Below are 20907 nucleotides of genomic sequence, written 5' to 3' on the forward strand. Positions count from 1 at the left end.
CCACCCTTCCGTCCGTGAGGAGGGTGGCATTATTCGGTTTGGATATGTTGGGGGGGGCGCCGGTTGGACAGGTGGCGTGAGGGACCGGTTCGTTTTACAGCAACCCGTTGGCTGCCGGGTCGTGGCCCCGATTCAGCAGAACGAGGATTTTTTCCTCCAGCTGTTCGGGGGGGAAAGGTTTGGCGATATAGGCGGTGACTTCGTGCTCCATGGCCTTTTTCACCGTCTCAACGGTGGCCAAGGCGGTGACCATAAGGAAAGGCACCTTGGGGGAGATGGAGCGTACCTGCTGCAGGAACTCCAACCCGGACATGTTGGGCATCATCCAATCGCAGATGATCAGGTCGATATCCTTCTCCTGCCCTTCAATCCGGCGCATGGCATCTAGCCCATCCGTAGCGACGATCACATTCTGAACCCCCATGTCGTCCAGGACCATGCGCACATAGGCCGCAGCGCTTTCCTCGTCATCGACCACCAGAACACGGGCCGCTCCGGCATCGCGGAAGGACACGCCTGCGGCGCGCAGTTTGTGGGTCAGATCATCCATGGAGACGCCTGTGCCTCCCGCGGCTTGCAAATGGGTCAGACAGACGCGCATGAAATCCGGATGGCGGGCATACCGCCCTAGAAGGTCTTTGGCTTCCGAGTCGCAGCGTCCGGGTACGAAGGCCCCTCCGGCGGCGAGTTCAAGCACCCGTATATAGGCGCGGATGTCCCTCATGGTGTCTTTGCGCAGTTCGGTAAACAGATGGCCTGTGCGGATCAGGTGGTATTGAACCCCGTCCAGGGTGTCGACCAGGCGCGCGCGGGTGGCCTCTCCCAAGGCCGCTTGGGACACGAGATCGGCCAGCTCTCCCAAGGCCATCATCTGGTCGTCGGTTTTGGGGATCTCGTCGCGGATGTATCCGGGGAAATCCCGGTCCTCGATGGCATCGACGATATGCTCACCCAGCACCCGACGGGATTTGGAAGCCAGTCCCAACCTCTGGAAACGGAAGAGGGTTCTCAGCCGCTCGAGCGTCCCCTTGTCTTCCAGTATTCGGGTCAGACGCTCTCCCGTGGTCAAAGCGATGATCCGATTGTCGAGCAGTTTGATTGCCTTGGCTCCACCGATGGGCCCTTGCTGCTCCTTCAGGCGCTCGGCGATTTGGCTGATGGCCATCAATTCATCGAAGATGTCCCGGATGCTCAATTCTCCGTCGGGGCCGGGAAGGGCGACGAAGGGGGTGGGGTCGCGCAGGAGGGACAGCAGGCATTCCGTCAGGGCCTCCCGGCATTCGGGCAGGTTCATCTCCCGCAGTACGAAATCCAGGCGGAGGGCGAGGGGCGGCCGTCCGGAGGCCAGGGCTTTTGTCCCTTGGGCCAGATTCACCAAGTCTCCCAGGATATCCATGCGCGACGTCTGGTCATCACCCAGGAAGGACTGGGTGACCTGGGGGTCCCGGAGAAAATCGGCCAGGAAGGGGTCGAGGATTTGGGCCGTCTCCGGGGCGTCCTGCCCGGAGACCATGTCCAGAACGGCTTCCGCTTTTCCGACGAGTGTCTCCTGCTGTCCGGTTGCTTTGGCCACAACGAGACCCAACAGGCATTTCTCCTGATCGTCGGGCGTCGGACCGAACGTTTTGGACAACATGGCGAAGGTCTTGCCGTTCATGGGCTGATCCGGCAGGCGGGCGGTGGCCGCGTTCGTTTGCTTGGCCAGGACCTGGAAAAGGGCCTGCAGCGCGCGACGGCGACTGTCCACGGCGCCATCGTCTTGCCCCTCGGCCTGCAAGCGGGCGATTCTGTCCATCCAATTGGTTCGCCGATCGTCGATGCTCAATGCCGCCAGAAGGGAAGGGCTATGGAGCAGCACCATGGGGACCGCCGTCTGCTCGCTTAGAAAGGGGGCGAGTATGCGGCGCATGACCTGCCGTGCCGCAGGGGTTCGCAGATCTTCGGGCTGTTCGCAGAGGATGGCGTCGGTGCCGGTGACCGGATCTTGCATGGAGGCCGACGTTTCGGTCATCGCGTGAGCAACTCCTCGACCGTGGAGAGAAGGGTTTCGGGACGGACGGGTTTATCAAGGAGGCGGCGCCACCGTTTGTCTTTCCCTTCCATCCAGGCGGGATGATTGGAATAGCCGGAGATGAGGATCACCTTCAAGTCCTCCCTGTCCCGGAGCACCCGTTCGACCAATTCTTGGCCTCCCAGTTCGGGCATGACCAGATCGGTGATCAATAGGCTCACCCGGTCTTTGGCGCTTTGCCAAATCTCCAGTGCCTCCCGACCGTTGGTGGCGGCGAGGACGGTGTAGCCATGGTCCTCCAGGACCAATTGGGCATAGCGCCGCACGGACTCCTCATCCTCAGCCAGCAGAATAACGGCTTCCCCCTTGGCATTGGGCATAATGTCCGGGATGTCCGGTTGGTCCTTTTCCTGGGTACCAAGGGGGAGGTGCAGGGTAAAGCGGGTTCCCAGGTTCAGGGTGGATTCCACGTCCACCGCACCCCCTGCCTGTTCGGCCATGGCATAGACCATGGGCAGTCCCAGGCCTGTCCCCTTCCCCTGTTCCTTGGTGGTGAAGAACGGCTCGAAGACCCGGGGCAGCATGTCCTCCGAGATCCCTGTGCCGGTATCGGCGACGGTGATCACGGCATAGGTGTCATCCACTAAATGGGCATGCCGCCGCCGCAGGGCAAGGGAAGGAGGGGCGCGGCCAAGGGTCAAGGTGATGGTGCCCCCCATCGGCATGGCATCCCGGGCATTGATACACAGGTTAACCAGGGCTTGGTGTAGTCGGTCGGGATTGGCCAAGACCGTCAGGCCTTGGCCCAGGCCTTCCAGTGCCAGATGGACGTGCTCCCCCAAGATTGGCTTGAGGAAGGCCCGAAGGTCGGCCAGGGCGTCGTCCAGAGACACGTTTAGAATGTCCTCTGACGAGGTCCGGCGGCTGAAATTCAACAATTGGCTGGTCAAGGCCGCCGCCCGGTCCGAAGATTTGGTTACCTCTCCCAGGCACATGGAGACGCGTTTGGTGTTGGCGGGATCGCGGGCGGCCATCCGGGCGAACCCGCCGATGGAGGTGAGCATGTTGTTGAACTCATGGGCGATTCCCCCGGCCAATTGCCCGACCGCGTCCATTTTTTGGGCCTGTTGTAAGGCGAGTTCCGCCTGTTTGCGGTCCGTGATGACCTCGGCGAACATCATGATGCCCCCTACGGATCCGTCACCTCGGAACCAGGGGTGTTCCTGGCGGCGCAGCCAGACGGTTTTGCCGCGCAGTTCCAGACAGACCTCGTCGTGTTCGATGACCGCTCCGGTCAGGGTCCGGGCGTAGTCGCACTGCCACTCTTCGGGGATATCGGGGAAGATGTCTTGGTGATGTTCACCGATGATGGTTTGCCCTTCCAGGCCAAAGTCCCGGATCCACCGTCGGCTAACCCGCAAATAGCGCATGTCCCGATCCACCATGGCCACCGCTGCAGGGGTGTATTCCACGAAGGTCCGCAGGAGAGCCTCGCCTTCCCTTGCGGAGATAGCTGCCCGTTGGCGGGCCAGTTCGGCTTCGGTCCGGGCGGTGAACACGGGCAAGAGGTCCCGGACCCAGGCAAGATTCTCCATGGGGCGGTCACTGATTGCGGCGATAATGCCAACGGCTTTTCCCTCTTCATCCCGGAGTGTTTGAGCCATGAGGCTGTCCAAGGGGTAACCGTCAAAGCCAAGGACAGTCAGGGGATCGTCGCCGTATAGACGTGCGGCATCCCGGCTTTCGATCACCAATCCCTCTTCCAGGATACGGTCCACCAAGGGGCCGGTGAGGGTTTTTCCGGACAGGGGGAGGGCCAGACCGTCGAGTGTCACCAGGGCGAGGACCAACAGTCCAGGGGCATCCTGGTTTCGTTCGGCGATGATGACCCGGTCCATTTCCAAGGCCGTGGCAAGACCTTTGCTTAACTGAACGAGGATATCGTCCTCCTCCTCCCGCTCGTCCAGGGGGACCCTGGCCGAGGACTTTGCCAGATCGGCGAGTACCCGCTGTTGCCGCTTGAGGTCAGAAATATCGGAAAAGGTCATCACCAGCCCATAGTCAGGCAGGCTGGTGAGGCGACTTTCCAGGATCCGTCCATTGGGCAGGGTGATTTCGCTGACCCGGGGTGCGCCTTCTGACAGGTCCCCTTTGACAATGTCATGGGGCCGTTGGCCATCATGGGAGGCAAATTGCACGCCCCGGTCCCGGTCATGGTCAAAGAGCTCCGCCATGGAGCGCCCTTCCCGGCATAGGTCTCTGGGGTAGTCCATGAGGTCGGGCAGACGTGGGTTAAAGGCTTTTAGTCGTCGGTTCGGGCCAAAGACAGCGATGCCCTGGTCCATCGCGCCGAAGGTGGCCTCGAGTAACGCGGTTTGGTTGACCAGCCGGTCGGTCTTGGTCTTCAACTCGGTAATATCCATCAGCACTTTCACCACGCCTCCCCTCCGGGTGGAGTGCTCGCTGATGCGGTACCAATGGCCATCGGAAAGGCGGCAATCGGTGACGCCGCCCTGGTGGTGCCGCTTCAGGCGCAGGTCGAGCCATCCCCGCAGGGCCTGTTCCTCGCAGATATTCTCATCCTTGGCGGCGACCCGTAATATGTCCTCGAAGCTCACACCTGGAACCAGATGGGAGGCCAGTTGAGGATAGGCGTGGCGGTAGTGCTCGTTAACGACGACCAATTGGCCATCGGCATCGAACAGGATAAAGCCTTCCGAAATGCTGCCCACGGCGTCAATGAGCAGGTCTCGCATAACCTGGATATGGTCGCTGGCTTGCAATTCCCGCGACACATCGACGCCCGATCCACGGAAACCGATGAAGATCCCCTCTTCATCGTGAACTGGTCGCCCGCTGATGCGGTAGTGGTGCCGTTCGCCGTTGGACAGGGTGGCTGTCACATTCAGGTCGCGGAAGGCCTTGTGTCGAACCACATTGGCCGTGCAGACGTCCAGCCAATCCTCCTGGTCCAGATTGCGCAAGCACAAGTGGCGGAAAGAGGTGCCGAGAATGGCGTTGAGGTCCTGCTGGGGCAGGTGATCCAGGCGGGGGGAAATATAGGTGTACTCCAGCTCGCCATCGGTTTCCCAGAACCAGTCCGAAGCGGATTCGGCAAAATCCCGAAAGCGGGCTTCGCTGAGCGCCAAATCCCGGGCGGACTGATCCAGGGCCGTCACGTAGTGCCGTTGCTTGAGCCAGACCAGCAGGGCCGAGAGAGAGAGCAAAACCAGTGCTAAAATCAGGCTCCAGGCCAATTGCTGAAGGGGGGGGATGGAGTTCGTGTCCGACCAGACAAGGATGGCGATTGGCTCGCCCTCCGGGTTCCTCAGGGGAATAGCCTTGTCGGAGTGAACATCGCTATCTTCGGTATGGATGCTTGACCGGATATCTTGCTCCTTGAAGGTGCCACGGAGCAGCTCCGCCAAGTTCAGAAAACGGGCGACCCCCAGCCAGGTTCCATCGGATCGGAGCGCATGGGCGAGCAGGACAACCCGACCGTCGATCAAGCGGAAACCTGCCGACGGCTTCGCCCGATTCGGTGACAGACCGGTTTCGAACAGTCCCTCCAGGGCGAAGGCATCGGGCCCGACCTGATGCCACAAAAAGCGGCCGGAGGGAGTGGCCAGCCACAGGGCGTCCAAATCCAGGTCAGCGAGCTCATGGGGGCGGTCGGTGACATTGGGTGTCTTGGCCAGAAGGCGGGCGATGACTGCCAGGTTTTTGGTTTCCTGGGTGAGGGCGTGGTCCAGGTGGGCGTTGATGGTCGTGGTCTCGATTGCGCTCCGGCGGCGCAGGGTGTCCGCGCTCACGACCACGATTAAGATGAGACTTCCGAAGGTCAGTGCGAGAAGGCCCGCGTACAACCGGTGTGACAGGCGAGGGAGGGCGTGTTTCATCTGGTTGACCCCGGGGCCTGATCCGGTTGATTTCCCTGATGTCGGTCCTTGGGTGGCATTCGGCTTGATCACGTCGGTACCCCCCTTTGCGCCCTTTGCGCCAATGAATCCACAGGGATCCGATGTGGCTGTCATTTCCCTATAAGCTTTAGGCTGAATGGGAAGGGGCCTCAAGGGGAGGGTGGGCCGGTCTTTGAAAAAGGTCGGTGTCCTCTACCCGGAAGGGTCGTTGGGAAAATGGGCTGCGATGATCTCTTTCAAGGCTCCCTTCAGGACGGGTTTGGCGATGTAATCATCCATGCCGGCCTTCAGGCACCGCTCCTTGTCGCCCTGCATGGCGTTGGCAGTCATCGCGATGATACAGAGGGCGCGACCGTTCGGGAGGTCTCGAATGGCTTGGGTCGCTGCAAGACCGTCCATCTCCGGCATTTGCATGTCCATGAAGACCAGATCATGACAGCCCTGCTGTACCGCTTCCACCGCTTCGCGTCCATTCCAGGCGACATGAACCTCATGACCCAGTCTGTTGAGGAGGCCGACGGCGACCTGTTGATTGATCGGGTTGTCCTCCGCCACGAGGATGCGTAGGCGCCGTGTTGCGGAGTTTTGGATGCTTTGGGAGGGGGAAGGGAGTGGTTTTGGGTCGGTTTTCGGTGCCGATGGGAGACTTTGGGTCAGGTCAACAATGGCGTCGTGGAGCGTGGACGGGGAAAAGGGTTTGGTGAGGACCCGGTCGAAGGGAGGGAGCTGCCCCTCCCGTCCGGGGATCCCTAATGAGACCGGCGACAAACCGAGGAGGATCGCCCCCTTGAACGGCGCGATCTGCTCGTCTGTCGGCAGCCGGTGGCCCGGGCCGTCTGTGGTGTCGATCAGGATGATGTCAAAGGATCCGGCTGCGGCAAGGGTTTGCCCCTCTGACAGGCTGTCTGCCGTTTGCGGGCGCATCCCCCAGTCGGTCAGCATCTTCGCATAGGTCGACAGGCTGACGGTATTGTCGCTAATCACCAGCAGGTCCAAGGGAGTGGACGACCGGTCGGGCATGGTCTTGACCGGAGGCGGGACCTTGGGGGGAGCAAGGGGTAATTGGACCATGGGCAGTTCAAACCAGAAAGTGCTTCCCTGTCCAGGGTGGCTTTCGCAACCGATTTCACCCCCCATGAGGTTTACGAGCTGTCGGCTGATGGCCAGCCCCAGGCCCGTCCCTTCGTATCGGCGGGTTCTGGAGGTATCAACCTGACTGAAGCTCTGAAAAAGGAGGTCCTTCTTGTCATAAGAGATGCCGATCCCCGAATCTCGGATCTCGAAGCGAACGCGGTTGTTTCCTTCGCCCGCCGATACGAAGATTGCGACTGTCCCCTGTTCCGTAAACTTGATCCCATTTCCCGCAAGATTCAGCAGGATCTGGCGCAGACGTCCGGGATCCCCGCGATAGCATCCTCGCATGTCCATGGGAACGTAACGGATCAGTTCGATGGATTTGGAGAGGGCTCGGGGTGACAGGATCTCTACAACGCCGTTCAGAACCTCCCGCAGGTCGAAGTCCTGCTCCTCAATCTGGAGGCACCCGGCCTCCATTTTCGAGAAATCAAGGATGTCGTTGATCACGGCCAGAAGGGATTCTGCAGCGTCTCGAATGGTTTGGGCATATTGCTTTTGCAGGGGGTCCAGGGGCGTACCGATCAGCAGATCGGACATGCCGATGACGCCGTTCATGGGGGTGCGGATTTCGTGGCTCATATTCGCAAGGAAGGCCGATTTGGCCTGGTCTGCCTTTTGCGCCTCCTCCCGCGCCTGGTCCAGGTCCCGGTTTTGGGTGGTCAGGCGGTGGGTTGCCTTTTCCAACTTGACCTTCTGGGCAACCATGAGACCGGAGAAGAGCAGCAGGATGGCGATCAGTGCGCAGGTCGCAATGATGCCCGTGATTTGCTGATCGTAGAGAAGGGACCGCATGTCCACGGTCTGTTTGGATTGCCAACGGACCGCTTCCGAGGCGGCCTGATTGAGGAGGCTTTCGACGTGGCCGTACTTCTCCAGGATCGACAGGCCACTGGACTGGAAGGTGCCATCGGCGATGGCGGCGTCAAAATCGGCGATCATGTCGTCGATTGTGGCCAGCATCTCAGGAAAAAGGGGGAGAGTCTTAAGAACAGCGCCGATATGGCCCTTGCTGGCGATATTGGCCCGGCTGGCGAACAGGTTGAGGCGGAGTGCCGCCTCATCGACGGGAATGCGGCCGAGCTGCATGGGCAAGAGGGTCTTGTTGAAGCGTTGGTAGTCGGTCTGGAGCTGGTAGACCGCCCAGGCGACATTGTAGTCGGCTCGTCTTTCGACTTCCCGCAGGGTGGCAACGGTGATCGTCACCGAACGAAACGCGAAGCCGAGGCAGAGCGTGAACGCGAGGATGCCGAGAAGAGTCAGGAGGCGCTTACCCGACCAGCGCACCATGGCTAGTGCACCTCAAGTCTCACGACCTGCCAGACAGCACGGAAATACCATGGGTCACTCTGTATGTCGGGTTGGTCATTGAAGGGGAACAAGAGCCATATTGGGCCCTGTTCGCGGAAAGGCAGGGGCGCGCCGTTTCGGGCAATCGCCAGGATTGGCTGATACTTTCCCCCCTCGGCCCAGGAAAAGCCTGCGCGGTATCCATCTGCGCCAATGGCGGTGATCGCCTCAATGGATAGCCCCAAGTGTTGCAGCACATTTTGGAGGAGGGGGCCGGAATAGGTGGCCGCTTCCGTCCAGGGTGTGGAGGTCGTGATTTCCGTCTGCGGGAAGGACGCCAATTCTGACATATCCAGGGTGTGACTCGTTTGGTCCGGTCCGATGATCTCCAGGGTCTGTTCATCGGCCAGAGCGGGCGGCACCCCAACCAGGAGGAGGCCGGAGGCAAGGAGCAATTTAGGCAGCCATCGGGCCAACCATCCGGTTATCCTTGCCCGTTTCATCGGATTTCCAAGGATTTCAGTTGCCAGATGCTGCGGTTGAAAATGGCTTCCTGCCACAGGCCCTTATAAAGGTCAAAGGGGTAAACCACGAAGAACGGCCCCTTGTCGCGGATGGACATGGGCGTGCCGTTGTCCTTGTAGGCGATGATGACCGGCCATTTGGACGCATCCGCAAGGGGGATCTCGGTTCGAAAGTCGTTCAGGGCGGTGGCGATGATCGTCTTTCCGTGGGCGCCGACGTAGGTCAGCAAGGTCTGGAGGGACACCCCTTCAAAGGCGTGCTGCCCGTCATGCCAGGGAGTTGACGTCACCGTCTTGGACAGGCCCAGGGCTTCCAGGTCGGCGATGGACAGAACGCGGGGATTCGGCGGGTCGATCAGCCCGGATATTGTCAACTCGGCTTTGTGGTTTGCTCGGGCTTGGGAGGCGGGCAGGGACAGGACGGCCAACAGGCAGGCCAATCCCCCAATGATGAGGCGCTTGAGAGGGCGCATCAAAGCCTTGGGCCAGGGAAGGAGGGGAGAAGGAGGCATGCGTTTCTATCTCCTCGCTTGGGATATCGCTGCTGCGCCATCGACCCGGTGCTTCTTCTCTCAAGGGAGGCACCGAGCCATCTTATCCCGTTACAGTACGATAAAAAGCAGGGTGCTCCTAGTCGAAAGGGTATGGATGGAAAAAAGGATATAGAATCTGTTCATAGGGAAATCCTTGATCCGCATTGGCCTTGGGGGCCTTTCTGTTTTGCTCCCTGGGCTCGTTTTGCCGGTTATTTCAGGTCAAGGCTTCGGAAAAGAGTGCTTTCGCCGCAGACAATCCCCGATCATCGATGGCATGGGGCAGGTCGGGACATTCTGTCAGCCCCACCTGCACCTTCTGGGTTTGTAGGGCTACCATCGCTTGGTGGGAGGCGGCAGGGGGGACCACTGGGTCTTCCAGGCCGTGGATAAGGTGAATTCGCGGGCGGGACCGGATGGTTTCCGCCAGATGGGACGCCCCCAACAGGGCACCCGAGAACCCGGCGATGGCGGCCAGGGATTTTTCCCGACGCAACCCGGCGAGCAGGGCCATCATGGTCCCCTGGGAAAACCCGAGCAGGGCCAGACGGTCGGGCTCCAGCCCATGGCCTTCCAGCAGGTGATCCAGATAGGCGTTTAAGCTGGGCAGGGCGGCGGAGGCTCCCGCCTCCAGGTCCTCGAAGGCACTCTCCATGGTCGCCGGGTCGCGCCGGGCCTGATCCGGATCGAACTGGGCAAGACTGAACCATTGGCGCCCCCCTCCCCAGACTTCGCAGGGTTCGGGGGCGTTCGGGGAATAGAAAATGGCCTCTGGGAACCGGTTCGCCAGTGTTGGGGCAAGGCCGATCAAATCATGACCATCGGCGCCGTAACCGTGGAGAAGGACAATAATTTGGCGGGGAAGATCGCCGCTGGCCGGGGGCAGGGAGGGGCCGTCGAGGAGAGCGGTCATGCGGAACCCTTTTCGTTGGACACCGGCTCCCCGGGTGCTGGGTGGGGAACGGGGGCTGTTGTGGCCGACCGCCGTTATACGGTTCGTTCGTCGGATCACGATGAAATGGGGTCTGTCCGACCAAATGTCATAAAGGTGATCTAAATTATATGGGGAGAGTGGAATGAGCACGGAAAACCGGTGCCCACTTTTCCTCGTTCCGCTCTGGCGGAGGCCGAACGGGGCTCTGCCCCGCTCCCCGCCGGGGCCTGAGGCCCCGGACCCCCATTCCTGTAAAAGGTGTGGGATCAAAGGGTCTCAGACCCTTTGCGGGTCTGGGCAGAGCCCAGGTCTTGTTTTTTAGAGCATGTCGCGTGAAATGTGATTCACGCGACATGCTCTCAGTTTCTAATATTGAAGCAAATCGTCGTCGCAATCTGTTCCAGATTGCTCGGGATTTGCTCTAATCGGCGACGTTGGGGGGATCCATGTCCTCGTCCCAGCCCTCCTTGGGGGGCGGGTAGCGGGTGATCATCTCGGACAGCAGTTTGACGTGCTCCCCTTCTTCCTCCGCGAACTCCTTGGCCAAGGCACGGAGCTTGTCGTTTTCATGGGTATCAGCCAGCCCCTGGTAGAAGCTTTGACCGCGTTTTTCACTTTCCAAAGCCAGGGCCAGGGCATGGTAGGGCGTCATCATGTAATGGGTGCCCTCCATTTCCGGGGTTTCCGGGGCTTCTTCGTCGGGCCACTCGAAATCCCAGGGTTTGATATGCGGCACATCGATGCCAACAGCCATTTCTTTGGCCTCGGCCAAGTGCAGCCGCGAGTAATGGGCCATCTTGCGGAACAGCTCGGTGACATCGTTGTTGTGGTGGACCTCCAGCGCGTCGGCGAGTTCGTCGAAACGCACGGCGGACTCCTCTTCCAACGCGATGGCATGGGCCAGGAATTCTCCAACCGTCTTCATCTGTACTTTCCCCGTTGAATGAAATAGGCAAACCGATCCGGATCAAATGGCGAACTGAGCCTCGATTTCCGCGAAGGAGGCCGGAGCCGCCGTTTCGGGTTGGAACGGGGGCTTGGTGCCCTGGTACAGGATGCCGGTGGAGAACCCGTCGTCAGCCATGAGCTTCTGGAAGGCTTCGGTCCGATCGGCGGTGGGCTGCCATTCGTCGTGCACCTTGTCCTTGTAGGCCCGTTGCTCGGGCCGGAAGGTCACGCAGGGGGAAAGGACGTGAATCAGGGAGAACCCCTTGTGATTGACCCCTTCGCAGATCTGACGGGTCAGCTCTGCGGGCTTGCCGGAGAAGGCCCGGCTGATGAAGCTCGCACCCGCAGACAGGGCGATTTCCAGGGGTTGGAAGGGGGTGATGTGGGTGCCGTCGGGGGTCAGCTTGGAGCCCTCCCAATCCGGTTCCGTGGTCGGTGAGGCCTGGCCCTTGGTCATGCCATAGACGCTGTTGTCCATGACGATATAGGTCAGGTCCGCGTTTCGGCGGCAGGCATGCATGAAGTGATTGCCACCGATGGAGAAGCCGTCACCGTCGCCACCGGCGACTAGCACGGTCATGTCCGGGCGGGCCATCTTCAGGCCCGTGGCGATGGGCAGGGCCCGGCCATGGACGCCGTGGAACCCGTAGACCGCCGAATAGGCGGGGATGCGGGAGGAACAGCCGATGCCCGAGATAAAGGCCACATCCTCGCGGGGCAACTGCAGTTCGGCCAGGGCCTTGGCGATGGAGGCGATGACCGAATAGTCGCCACAGCCTGGGCACCAGACGGGCTTCAGGTCGGAGCGGTAGTCCTGGGCCGTCAGCTTTTCAGCGGTTTGCATATCCATGGATCAGGCTCCCTTGTTCCAGGCCTTGACGGCCTCCACGATTTCGGAGGGCCGGATGGCGACCGGACCGGGTCGGTGGTAGGTGATGGTATCCGCAGGCAGGTCGTAGACGCTGCGCAGATAGGTGTAGAACTGGCGGGAGTGGTTCTGTTCGACCACCATCGCCCGCTTCACGCCCTTCAGCGCCGCGTTGAAGCTCTCCGGCAGGGCGGGGGCCAGCAAACGGATGCTGATCAATTTGACGCTCACGCCTTCGTCGGCCAAGCGGTCAATGGCTTCCCGGGTCGGGTCGGTGATCGATCCCCAGGTGATGATCGCCGTCTCGGACTCCCCTTCGATATCGCCCCAATGGTCTCCGTAATCGAAGTCCGTCAGCTTGCGCAGACGTTTGTCCAACTGCTCCTGGTGATGGGACGCCTGGGTGGAGGGGGTGCCGCGCGGGCTGTGCTCCAGGCCGTCGGCGGTGTACATGCCGCCAGGGGTGCCGGGAACGGCCATGGGGGAAATGCCCGAGGCGGTGACCGCGTAGCGCTGGTAGTTCTCGACATTGGCCTCGGCGGCCAGGCGTTTGCCGATAAAGCCCAGGTCGGCGGGCTTGTCGATGATCGCCTTGGACTGACCCATGGCCTGATCGGACAGCAGGATCACCGGGGTCTGCATGGCCTCGGCCAGATAGACAGACCACTGGGCCGTGAACACGCAATCGCTGATGCTGTTCGGCGCGGTCACGATATGCGGCGCATCCCCGTGCATGCCATAGAGGGCGATGTTCAGATCCACCTGCTCCGACTTGGTCGGAATGCCGGTGGAGGGGCCGCCCCGCATGACGTTGCAGACCAGTACCGGGGTTTCCGAGGCCACGGCCAGACCCAGGGCTTCGGACATCAGCGCGAGGCCCGGACCGGAGGTCGCCGTCAGGGCCGGGACACCGCCGAAGGATCCGCCGATGATCTGGTTGATGGAGGCCAGTTCGTCCTCCGCCTGGATCAGGCAGCCGCCGACCTTGGGCAGTTGGGGCGCCAGCCATTCCAGGATTTCGGTTGCCGGGGTAATCGGATAGGCCGCGACGAAGCGGATCCCCCCCTTCAGGGCGCCCAGGCCGGTGGCTTCGTTGCCATTGATCGACCAGCGCTCCTTGGCGCTGGGCCCCGGAGGATCGAGCTTGGCAATGCCGGGGACGGACTCCGCGGCCTTCTGACCGGCCCGGAGCCCCGCCTTGGAGGCTTCCAGCGCTTCCGGACCCTTTTTCTTCAGGGCGTCGGCCAGGATGTCCACGATGGAGGCTTCGGGCAGGCCGATCAATTCGGCGACCAAGCCCAGGCCGACCATATTGACGCGGCCGCCCTCGACGGAGGCAGCCAGATCCTTCAGTGGGACGTTCACCACGCGGGGGCTGGCGGTCAACATCAGGTCGGGAACGGGACCTTGAGCGGGATCGGCAATGATGACGCTGTCTTTTGAGAGCGGCAGTTCCGCAGCGAACCGTTCGATATTGCCCCAATCGACCGCCATGAGCAGGTCGTAGGTGTCATCGGAGGATTGCACCGGTTCGTTCGAGATGCGCAGCAGAGCCGCAGATTCGCCACCACGGATCTGGGGGCCGAGGGATTTCGCCATGAGGCCGTAAAGTCCAGCCTTCGCCGCCGCGTCCAACAGGACCTGGCCGGCGGTCATGACACCCGCACCGCCAGAGCCCGTCAGGGCGATGGATACCGAGGATATCGCCATGATCAGTCTTCCGAGCATTGTTAAAATGAATGCCGGCCCGACCCCCCATCAGGACTGACCAGTCGAGACTGTTTATACCCTTTCCAAAGGGGATCCCGCAATGAAAATGCAAGAATACCCGCTGGAGGGGTCTTGTCTTGGGGATTTGCACGCACCATATTGCTTCGCCCTTTTGGAGAAGGGCGGTGCGAGGGGAATCGCGCTGGCGACCTGAAGGGACAGGGTCCTTTGGGTCGATCGGCACTTAAATGCAAATTCGTGGGGTGGTCATTGCCTTATGTCAATTTCCCGGAACGGGAAACCTGATAGGACAGGGCCAAGCGCGGTAGCCAATCCCCCTGGGGTTGCTTTCCTCTGAGATTGCCTCTTATGTCCCCTGGAGACCACGCGGAAAGGGATTGCCTGTCACGGCAAGTCAACTTTTCAACGAAAAATTGACCCGAACAGAGTGATCTCGTGTTGAGATGGAAGCGGTCCTCCAGTGACGCTGCGGAAGCGGGTGTTCACGGGGACCGAACGCAAGCCTGACCTTTGGAGCGACCCCCATGGCCCTGACCATTACCGACGACTGCATCAACTGCGCCGCCTGCGAACCGGAATGCCCGAATGACGCGATCAGCCAGGATGGCCTGCTGTTCGTCATCGATCCGGACAAATGCACCGAATGCGTGGGCTTTTTCAAAGAGCCCCAATGCGTGCCTGTCTGCCCCGTGGAGTGTATTGAAAAGGCTTGATCTCCCCGGTGAACCTTGGCGCCGGAAAGAAGACCGGCGCCGGTCCAGGGGGATCAGGGAGATGGGGGAGAGCCGTCCCATCGCCATTCCATGACCAAGGAGGTCCCGCCCCCCAGGTTCGGGATCTCCGCCCCGGGCACGACCCGGAACCCCACCCTTTCATAGATCCGCCGGGCGGCATTTGTCGCGCGGACATTCAGGCATTGGCCGGTGACCGGTGGGTGCCTCTCCAATCCCATGGCGAGCTGGGCGCGGACCAAACCTTCCCCGAGCCCGATTCCCCGGGCCTCGGCCCGCACCGCCAGGGCCAGATCCGGCGCCCGGGCCTGGATCTCCGGATAGGGAGAGGTCTGCGGATCAAGCCAACGGCTCCAGCAGGCGCCCAGGGCCACCCCGTCTTTGCCCAAGGCGATCACTCCGAAATCAGTCTGCCGCCCCAAGCCCCATCCTTCCACATGACGGGCAGCAATGGGCTGACGCTTGAGGTGGGCAAGGTCGTCGCTATAGGCGGCCAGCGCGAGGAACTCCCACAACAGGGCTTCGTCCTCGGGCGTGGCGGGGCGGACGGTGATTCCCGGTGGGGGGAGGTCGGTCATGGTGACTCCGGCGCGGGTGTGTTCCGCCCCTTGATGGTGCCGACAAAGCGCGCAAGCGTGTCCGAAATGGCTCCCCGTTCCAGCATGGCTTCGATCAGATGGAAGCGACCGGGTTCGTCTGCGGCCCGGGTCAGGGCGGCCTTGAGGTCCGCCCGGGTTTGGCATCGGGTGCCCACACCGCCCATGGCCTTGGCCAGATCGGCGAACCGCCAATCCTCAAGGTTGTTGTAACTCCCCTCCGGTTGGAAAGTGCGGAGCATTTCCCAACTGGCATTGTTGAAGACGATGACGATGGGGTCCCAGCCGTAGCGGGCGCAGTTGCCCAGCTCCCATCCGGTCATCTGGAAGGCGCCATCCCCCACCAGAATCAAGGTCCTCCGTCCGCTGGCCGCCTGGATACCCAGGCCTGCGGGCACGCCAAAGCCCATGGTCGCGTAATAGCCGGGTGCCACCAGGGGCGTCTGGGCCATGTCTAATGCGGTAAACAGGCAATCCCCCATGTCCGAGGCGATGGGCATGGCGCCCCGCTCTCGGAACAGGTCATTGACCGCCGCAGCGATGTCCATGGGGCCGATGGCCCCATCATCGGCCATAAGGTCCCGGGGCAGATCCGGAGGGCGGGGGAGTCCGCCCTTGGGCTCGGGGAAGGACTCCGCAAGCCGGGTCAAAGCCTGGACCAGATCCTTGAGGGGGATATCGGCATAGGCGTGGAAGCCCATGGACAGGCGGCCATCGGCGGCGAGCATGGCATGTCTCAGGTCGATGCGCTTGCCCGATACGCCAAAGTTGGTGTCGGACAGGATAACGCCAAGCATCAACAGCCCGTCGGAGTCTTCGATCAGCTCTCGCACCTCTGGCCGTCCGGCGAGCCCCAGGTAGGTGCCGATCAGGCAGCGGGGGGCGGCACCGGTGCTGCCTTCCTGACTGAGGAGGCCTCGCCCCATGAAGGTCGTGGCCACGGGAAGATCCAGGCGGCGGGCCAGGTCGGAGACCTCGGCCTCAACACCCTGGCGACGGGCTTCGACTCCGACCAGCAGGGCCGGGGAGCGGGCGTCCTTCAGGCGCTTCAAGACCTCCCGTGCGGCGGCCTCGACGGCGTCGGGATCGGCTTGGGTTTGGACCGGCGGGGGCACGGGGTCACAGGGGGTATCCACCCTATCCCGGGGGACTTCGATGTAGACCGGGCGGGACTGGGTTCGGCAGGCGTCGAGCACCCGGGCGATCTCCCGGGGGGCGGTGGCAGGATCGTCCAGGCGGGCGCGGGCGCAGGTGATTTCCTCGAACATCTGCCACTGGCTATCCAGGGTTTTGGCTTGGTGGTGTAGCAGCAGGAAGCCGCTTTTGGATTCCTCCACCCCCGGCGCGCCGGAAATGACCACCAGAGGCGATTTCTCCGACCAGGCCCCGGCGACCGGGTTGATCATGTTCAGGGCTCCGGCCCCATAGGTCACCACGGCCACACCCAGACCGGTGCCGCCGCCCCAGCGGGCTGCGGCGTCTGCAGCGAAGCCGACGCCGGGTTCATGGCTCAGGGTATGGAGGGGAAGGGTGCCGCTGGCCTCGATCACCCGGAAGAAGGGTAGGGCGAAATCCCCGGGAATACCAAAGATCTCGGTTGCGCCACGGGAGGCGAGGGCCTCCAGAAGGACGGTGCTGATGGTCTGGGACGGAGAAGAAGGACGTGGGCGCAAGGCGCGTCTCCCGCAGTGACAAAAAAGGACGCGCTGGCGACCGCTTGGGGCCTCCAATGCGTCCTTCTCAGATGGCGCGGGATCGGAGCCCCTGCAAGGATTAGGGCCAGGGATACTCGGCCAGTTCGATCCCTTCTTTGCCGAGGCGCTTCACGATCGCCCGGCGGTAGGTGACGATATCCGGAACGGGACGGGCGCGGCGTTCGGTTACTTCTTCCACCGTGAAATGGGCTGCCTTGTCTCCGGTTCCCCAGGTGTCAGAGACGTAGTTCATGACAGAGGCGATTTCCGAGTCGGTCAAGCCGGAGGCGACCACTCCGGGAACATGCATCACATAGGTCCGCCCCTCATCGTCGGCGATCAAAGGCGCGACAAAATTGGGGAAGGGGGGGATGCCAGCTTTGACGAGGCCGGTTCCATCCTGGCCGTGACAGCCCGAACAGCGCAGCAGGTAGTTGGCGCGGGGGCCCCGTTCCGCCCAGGCCGCTGATTGTCCGACGAAAAGCCCCAAGACCAATCCAAGTCCGAGGCCCTTTGCCAAAATCGACAGGGGGCGGGGCAGGGGAGAAAACATGGTCAAGATCTCCATTGGAGGGCGAGGGAGGTCATTTGGGGACCGCTTCGGCGCGGAGCGACCGGAGCGCCTTGTGGCTGGTGGGGCTGGCCTTGGCGGCGCTGATCATGGCCTCATCGGGGGCGACGGACAGGCCGTTCAAGTCTTGCAGCACGTAGGCGCCGATGGCTGCGAGGTCGGTATCGGGCACCTCCGCCTGGGAGGGCATCACCAGACCGATGTAATCCTGGCCGAGCACCGAGATCTTTCCACTCATACCGTTGGAGACCACGCCCGCGAAATAGTGTGGCGCCTTGTCCCCCAATCCCGACCATAAGGGGGGATCCACCAGGGGAGGGGCGAGGCCTGGTATGCCGATGCCTCCTTCGCCGTGGCAGGGCGCGCAGGTTTCGGTGAAGTGCGCTTTGCCAGAGGCGTTGGTCTCGGCGGAGGCCGGCAGGGATAAAAGGGTCGAGAGGGCGACCAGGGTTGCACAGGGAAAACCGGCTCCCTTCAGGAGCCGGGTGGCAATGGACGTCTTCCTTTTATTCATCGGCGAGCCCCACAAGGACGGCCACCGTACAGTGGTAGCCCTTGTCATCGTTGGCCATGCACCAGTTGATGTCGTTGTGCAGCCCCATGCGATAACCCGGCCGTTCCCCTTCGCTGGTGAAGCAGAACGTTGAGGAATTGACGGAGGTCTTGCCACAGCAGTCGTTATAGGAGACGAGGTAATCCTTGCCGTCGTCGGGATTCTTGCAAGTGCCGACCCAGGCAACCTTGGAGGCGCTGGAGCCCGGAGGGCAGGAGGTGGTGGTGCCGCCGGAGGTGTTGCACAGGTTGCCATCCAAGGCGCAATAGCGCCAATAGGAACAGTCGGTCTCGTCGGCTTCGCCCTCTGCGGCCAGGGCGGCTCCCATGGATCGGTCGAAGGGCAGCATGGGCAACAGGGTGCCGCCGACGATCATCGTTCCGGCCTTGGCCAGGAAGCTGCGCCGTCCATGGGTCCGGGCCGTGGCCCGGGTGCTGGCTTCTGCGGTCTTATCCAAAAGGGACATCAGGCGGTCGATAACGGTAAGCATCATGGAAACTCCGTTTTGTGGAGAGATCATCTGGGGAGGGGAGAGGAGATCAGGCGCCGTGGGCGGCTCCGATTCCTTTGGCCTCCAGAAAGCCTTGGATGGAGGCGTGCCCGGTTTCTGTGGCGTTGAAGAGGCTTTCCAACTGTTCCCGGTTGTTGACGAGGCCTTTGGCCGAGACGACGCCGTCCGGGTTCAACAGAACCGCGAAGGGAAGGCGGGCGACCCGATAGGTGATGCCCAGATCCGCAGACAGGACGTAGGGGAAGTCTTTCAGATCGGCCTTTTCAATCAGGCTGCGGTGCTTGTCCTCGTCGCCGTCACTGGCGAGGATGACGTCCAACCATGCCCCTTCGCTGCTGCGCATGGACTTCAGGACCGGCAGCATCTTCTTGCAGATCGGACAGGTGGTGGACAGGAAGAACACCAATGTCGACCGGGACCCGGGTTTGCCGAGGATCACCGGCTTGCCGGTGAGGTTGGGGAGGGTGAAGACCGGCGAGGACTCGCCGATTTTCGGTCCGGATTCGTTGACGAGGGCCCCAACCGGCGAGATGCGCTCGTAGAGAACGCCAATCTGCCGGGCGAGGGCGAAAATCACCGCTGCCAGAACGAGAACGACGATCCAAAGGATGACGACGGTGAAACCAAGAACGGTCATGGAGTATTGCCTTTCCCGGTGAGCGTATCGTTGATCAGGCGAGCATGGCTGTCATTGGCCAGCAACTGATCGACGACCAGGAATAAGAGGAAGAGCATGAACCCTGCGGGAATGGCCGCAGCCGCTTCCCCCAGGGAGAGAACGGGTGTTTCGACGGCCAAGGGGAGGGTGGCTATGACACAAAGCACCAGATTGCGGACCGGCAGGGCAGCGGATAAGGGTTGGCTGGCTCCGCCGCAGCCGCAGTCGATGGTCCGACGGCCCCGCGCCAGGGAAAGGCCGATGGCCAGGGCGTAAAGCAGCAGCAAAGCCATGGCCAAAAGGCTGCCGATTTTCGCTGTCCAGGGCATGACGAGAAGGAGCACGGCGGCACCTTCCAGTCCAAGCAGAAGACGGGCCGCCGGTTCCACCAGGGTCTCCGGTACCAGGCCATAGCCATCCAGGAAGCCGGAGAATCGGGTCAGATCGCTCGCCTTGTGCCAAGCCGCCCGAAGGAAGACAAGGGCCAGAAGGGTAGAGGCGGTTACTGCCGCGATGGCCAGGATCCGGTGGATATCTGTCATGGCTCGGCGATCACCAAGGGGATGAAGGACCCGACGTCTTCGGCTGTTTCGGTCAGCTTGGCGGCGAACTTGGCCTCTGGATCGACGTCGTAGCGGGTGACCACGCCGTCTTCGTCATTCGCGCCGAACAGGACCGGTTTATCCCCGCCGGTGACGGCGATGGATGCCACGCCGGAGACAACCGAGCGGTATTGGACAGTCTTGTCCGCCAAGGTGATGGCCCAGACTTCCGTGGCCGGATCCTTGTGGGATCCCTCCGCAGCGTCGGAATGCATGGTGACGAACAGCACGTCATGGGCCTTGTTATAGGCCATGATCTCCACACCACCGGGAGCCCAGCTTCCGTCGATGCCATCGACGATGGAATATTTGTCGACCAGGATCGGCGCCTCTTCTCCGTCGGCGATACGATAGATGTTGCCATTGAAAGACATGAAAATCAGGTCGTTGCCGGCCCGGACGCCCTGGATAAACAGGGGGTCTGTGTCGGGGTCGAAGATCTTCTCGCTTTTCGTGGTCTTGGCTGCGGACCCATCGGCGCCGATGGTGACGGTCTGCAAGGTGCCGTCACCGCACAGTGTCGTGAAACCGGCACCTTCTGTGGTGGGGTACATGGACCAACAGCCGGGGATGGGAACCTCCGAAACAATGGCGCCTGCGGACAGGTCGACCACCGAAACGGAGGAGGCCGGTGTCGCGTTCGCGACGAACATGAAAGCGCCATCCGCGCTGAGCGTCAGGAGGCTATCGGAAGGGGAGACCTCGGCCATTTTGTCGAGAAGGGGGATTTCCCGTCGAACCGTCAGGGTGTCGACGTCGAATTCCTCAAGGGTCGCATGGACGGGGCCGCGCATGATCCGTTCCGGATAGATGGACGCGAAGTAGGCGGTCTTGCGGTCCGGGCTCATAGTCACCTGGCTAACCAGACCGATGCTCATATTGCCCTTGGTGGACAGATCATCGGCGGACAGGACATTCAGGCTGCTCGCCCCGTTCCAGGACTGGTCCAGAACAAAGACGTTTGGGCCCGGATTGATCCTCTCTTGGACCGTAACCTTTTCGGGGACGAACTCCTTGTCGCTTTGGGCGAGCGCCGGGGGGATGAGCGCAGTGCTGAGCAACAAGGCCATAGAAACGCGAGAAAATCGCATGGGACAG

18 protein-coding genes are annotated in these 20907 nt (G+C 61.8%); 1 reads left to right on the top strand and 17 read right to left on the bottom strand.

What is annotated here, in order from left to right:
• Window positions 1-94: 94 nt before the first annotated feature.
• From ACLIRY_RS09355 to ACLIRY_RS09395, 9 genes are all read right to left on the bottom strand, one after another.
• Window positions 95-2011, bottom strand: coding sequence for a response regulator (locus ACLIRY_RS09355; RefSeq protein ID WP_413205104.1), 1917 nt, complete (start codon window positions 2009-2011; stop codon window positions 95-97).
• Window positions 2008-5910, bottom strand: a complete 3903-nt coding sequence (locus ACLIRY_RS09360; protein ID WP_413205105.1) for a PAS-domain containing protein — start codon at window positions 5908-5910, stop codon at window positions 2008-2010. Before ACLIRY_RS09360 ends, ACLIRY_RS09355 begins: the two co-directional genes overlap by 4 nt.
• Before the next feature lie 213 nt (window positions 5911-6123).
• On the bottom strand, window positions 6124-8355 hold the full coding sequence (locus ACLIRY_RS09365) for a response regulator (protein ID WP_413205106.1): 2232 nt from the start codon (window positions 8353-8355) through the stop codon (window positions 6124-6126).
• 2 nt (window positions 8356-8357) lie between these two features.
• Window positions 8358-8858 (bottom strand): molybdopterin-dependent oxidoreductase, encoded by a 501-nt coding sequence (locus ACLIRY_RS09370; protein ID WP_413205107.1) that lies wholly within the window; start codon window positions 8856-8858, stop codon window positions 8358-8360.
• A complete protein-coding gene (locus ACLIRY_RS09375) occupies window positions 8855-9391 on the bottom strand; it encodes a molybdopterin-dependent oxidoreductase (protein WP_413205108.1) in 537 nt (178 codons plus the stop codon). Before ACLIRY_RS09375 ends, ACLIRY_RS09370 begins: the two co-directional genes overlap by 4 nt.
• A gap of 238 nt (window positions 9392-9629) precedes the next feature.
• Window positions 9630-10325 carry an alpha/beta hydrolase gene (locus ACLIRY_RS09380; protein WP_413205109.1) on the bottom strand — a complete coding sequence of 232 codons (696 nt, stop codon included), beginning with the start codon at window positions 10323-10325 and terminating at the stop codon, window positions 9630-9632.
• Between the two features lie 442 nt (window positions 10326-10767).
• Entirely contained in the window at window positions 10768-11271 is a 504-nt protein-coding gene (locus ACLIRY_RS09385; protein WP_413205110.1) for a ferritin-like domain-containing protein, read from the bottom strand.
• Between the two features lie 42 nt (window positions 11272-11313).
• Entirely contained in the window at window positions 11314-12144 is an 831-nt protein-coding gene (locus ACLIRY_RS09390; protein ID WP_413205111.1) for a 2-oxoacid:ferredoxin oxidoreductase subunit beta, read from the bottom strand.
• A gap of 3 nt (window positions 12145-12147) precedes the next feature.
• A complete protein-coding gene (locus ACLIRY_RS09395; RefSeq protein WP_413205112.1) occupies window positions 12148-13872 on the bottom strand; it encodes a 2-oxoacid:acceptor oxidoreductase subunit alpha in 1725 nt (574 codons plus the stop codon).
• Between the two features lie 545 nt (window positions 13873-14417).
• On the opposite strand from ACLIRY_RS09395, the gene ACLIRY_RS09400 reads away from it, so the two are divergent.
• Window positions 14418-14606, top strand: a complete 189-nt coding sequence (locus tag ACLIRY_RS09400) for a YfhL family 4Fe-4S dicluster ferredoxin (RefSeq protein ID WP_413205113.1) — start codon at window positions 14418-14420, stop codon at window positions 14604-14606.
• Between the two features lie 53 nt (window positions 14607-14659).
• Here ACLIRY_RS09400 and ACLIRY_RS09405 read toward each other — a convergent pair whose 3' ends face one another.
• The 8 genes from ACLIRY_RS09405 to ACLIRY_RS09440 all read right to left on the bottom strand — a co-directional run bounded on the left by ACLIRY_RS09405 (window position 14660) and on the right by ACLIRY_RS09440 (window position 20900).
• The gene (locus ACLIRY_RS09405; protein WP_413205114.1) at window positions 14660-15202 is read right to left on the bottom strand and encodes an N-acetyltransferase family protein; all 543 of its coding nucleotides are present in this window, start codon (window positions 15200-15202) and stop codon (window positions 14660-14662) included.
• A complete protein-coding gene (ipdC, locus tag ACLIRY_RS09410) occupies window positions 15199-16893 on the bottom strand; it encodes an indolepyruvate/phenylpyruvate decarboxylase (RefSeq protein WP_413205115.1) in 1695 nt (564 codons plus the stop codon). Before ipdC ends, ACLIRY_RS09405 begins: the two co-directional genes overlap by 4 nt.
• A 100-nt stretch (window positions 16894-16993) precedes the next feature.
• Entirely contained in the window at window positions 16994-17467 is a 474-nt protein-coding gene (locus ACLIRY_RS09415) for a c-type cytochrome (RefSeq protein ID WP_413205116.1), read from the bottom strand.
• Window positions 17468-17498: 31 nt separating this feature from the next.
• Window positions 17499-17999 carry a c-type cytochrome gene (locus ACLIRY_RS09420; RefSeq protein ID WP_413205117.1) on the bottom strand — a complete coding sequence of 167 codons (501 nt, stop codon included), beginning with the start codon at window positions 17997-17999 and terminating at the stop codon, window positions 17499-17501.
• Window positions 17992-18531: a methylamine dehydrogenase light chain gene (locus ACLIRY_RS09425; RefSeq protein ID WP_413205118.1), complete on the bottom strand. Its 540-nt coding sequence runs from the start codon at window positions 18529-18531 to the stop codon at window positions 17992-17994. The genes ACLIRY_RS09420 and ACLIRY_RS09425 overlap by 8 nt, the downstream gene beginning before the upstream one ends.
• 46 nt (window positions 18532-18577) lie before the next feature.
• Window positions 18578-19186, bottom strand: a complete 609-nt coding sequence (mauD, locus tag ACLIRY_RS09430) for a methylamine dehydrogenase accessory protein MauD (RefSeq protein WP_413205119.1) — start codon at window positions 19184-19186, stop codon at window positions 18578-18580.
• Window positions 19183-19749, bottom strand: a complete 567-nt coding sequence (locus tag ACLIRY_RS09435) for a MauE/DoxX family redox-associated membrane protein (RefSeq protein ID WP_413205120.1) — start codon at window positions 19747-19749, stop codon at window positions 19183-19185. Before ACLIRY_RS09435 ends, mauD begins: the two co-directional genes overlap by 4 nt.
• Complete coding sequence (locus tag ACLIRY_RS09440; protein ID WP_413205121.1) at window positions 19746-20900, bottom strand: amine dehydrogenase large subunit; 1155 nt, start codon at window positions 20898-20900, stop codon at window positions 19746-19748. Before ACLIRY_RS09440 ends, ACLIRY_RS09435 begins: the two co-directional genes overlap by 4 nt.
• Window positions 20901-20907 lie beyond the last annotated feature (7 nt).

It is taken from the genome of Rhodospirillum sp. A1_3_36 (genome assembly GCF_047263945.1).
Classification (GTDB): domain Bacteria; phylum Pseudomonadota; class Alphaproteobacteria; order Rhodospirillales; family Rhodospirillaceae; genus Rhodospirillum.

What these genes read in the sequence shown, in the direction of transcription:
- ACLIRY_RS09355 (WP_413205104.1), bottom strand. Translation starts at nt 2,011, where the DNA reads ATGACCGAAACGTCGGCCTCCATGCAAGATCCGGTCACCGGCACCGAC.
- ACLIRY_RS09360 (WP_413205105.1), bottom strand. Translation starts at nt 5,910, where the DNA reads ATGAAACACGCCCTCCCTCGCCTGTCACACCGGTTGTACGCGGGCCTT.
- ACLIRY_RS09365 (WP_413205106.1), bottom strand. Translation starts at nt 8,355, where the DNA reads ATGGTGCGCTGGTCGGGTAAGCGCCTCCTGACTCTTCTCGGCATCCTC.
- ACLIRY_RS09370 (WP_413205107.1), bottom strand. Translation starts at nt 8,858, where the DNA reads ATGAAACGGGCAAGGATAACCGGATGGTTGGCCCGATGGCTGCCTAAA.
- ACLIRY_RS09375 (WP_413205108.1), bottom strand. Translation starts at nt 9,391, where the DNA reads ATGCCTCCTTCTCCCCTCCTTCCCTGGCCCAAGGCTTTGATGCGCCCT.
- ACLIRY_RS09380 (WP_413205109.1), bottom strand. Translation starts at nt 10,325, where the DNA reads ATGACCGCTCTCCTCGACGGCCCCTCCCTGCCCCCGGCCAGCGGCGAT.
- ACLIRY_RS09385 (WP_413205110.1), bottom strand. Translation starts at nt 11,271, where the DNA reads ATGAAGACGGTTGGAGAATTCCTGGCCCATGCCATCGCGTTGGAAGAG.
- ACLIRY_RS09390 (WP_413205111.1), bottom strand. Translation starts at nt 12,144, where the DNA reads ATGGATATGCAAACCGCTGAAAAGCTGACGGCCCAGGACTACCGCTCC.
- ACLIRY_RS09395 (WP_413205112.1), bottom strand. Translation starts at nt 13,872, where the DNA reads ATGGCGATATCCTCGGTATCCATCGCCCTGACGGGCTCTGGCGGTGCG.
- ACLIRY_RS09400 (WP_413205113.1), top strand. Translation starts at nt 14,418, where the DNA reads ATGGCCCTGACCATTACCGACGACTGCATCAACTGCGCCGCCTGCGAA.
- ACLIRY_RS09405 (WP_413205114.1), bottom strand. Translation starts at nt 15,202, where the DNA reads ATGACCGACCTCCCCCCACCGGGAATCACCGTCCGCCCCGCCACGCCC.
- ACLIRY_RS09415 (WP_413205116.1), bottom strand. Translation starts at nt 17,467, where the DNA reads ATGTTTTCTCCCCTGCCCCGCCCCCTGTCGATTTTGGCAAAGGGCCTC.
- ACLIRY_RS09420 (WP_413205117.1), bottom strand. Translation starts at nt 17,999, where the DNA reads ATGAATAAAAGGAAGACGTCCATTGCCACCCGGCTCCTGAAGGGAGCC.
- ACLIRY_RS09425 (WP_413205118.1), bottom strand. Translation starts at nt 18,531, where the DNA reads ATGATGCTTACCGTTATCGACCGCCTGATGTCCCTTTTGGATAAGACC.
- mauD (WP_413205119.1), bottom strand. Translation starts at nt 19,186, where the DNA reads ATGACCGTTCTTGGTTTCACCGTCGTCATCCTTTGGATCGTCGTTCTC.
- ACLIRY_RS09435 (WP_413205120.1), bottom strand. Translation starts at nt 19,749, where the DNA reads ATGACAGATATCCACCGGATCCTGGCCATCGCGGCAGTAACCGCCTCT.
- ACLIRY_RS09440 (WP_413205121.1), bottom strand. Translation starts at nt 20,900, where the DNA reads ATGCGATTTTCTCGCGTTTCTATGGCCTTGTTGCTCAGCACTGCGCTC.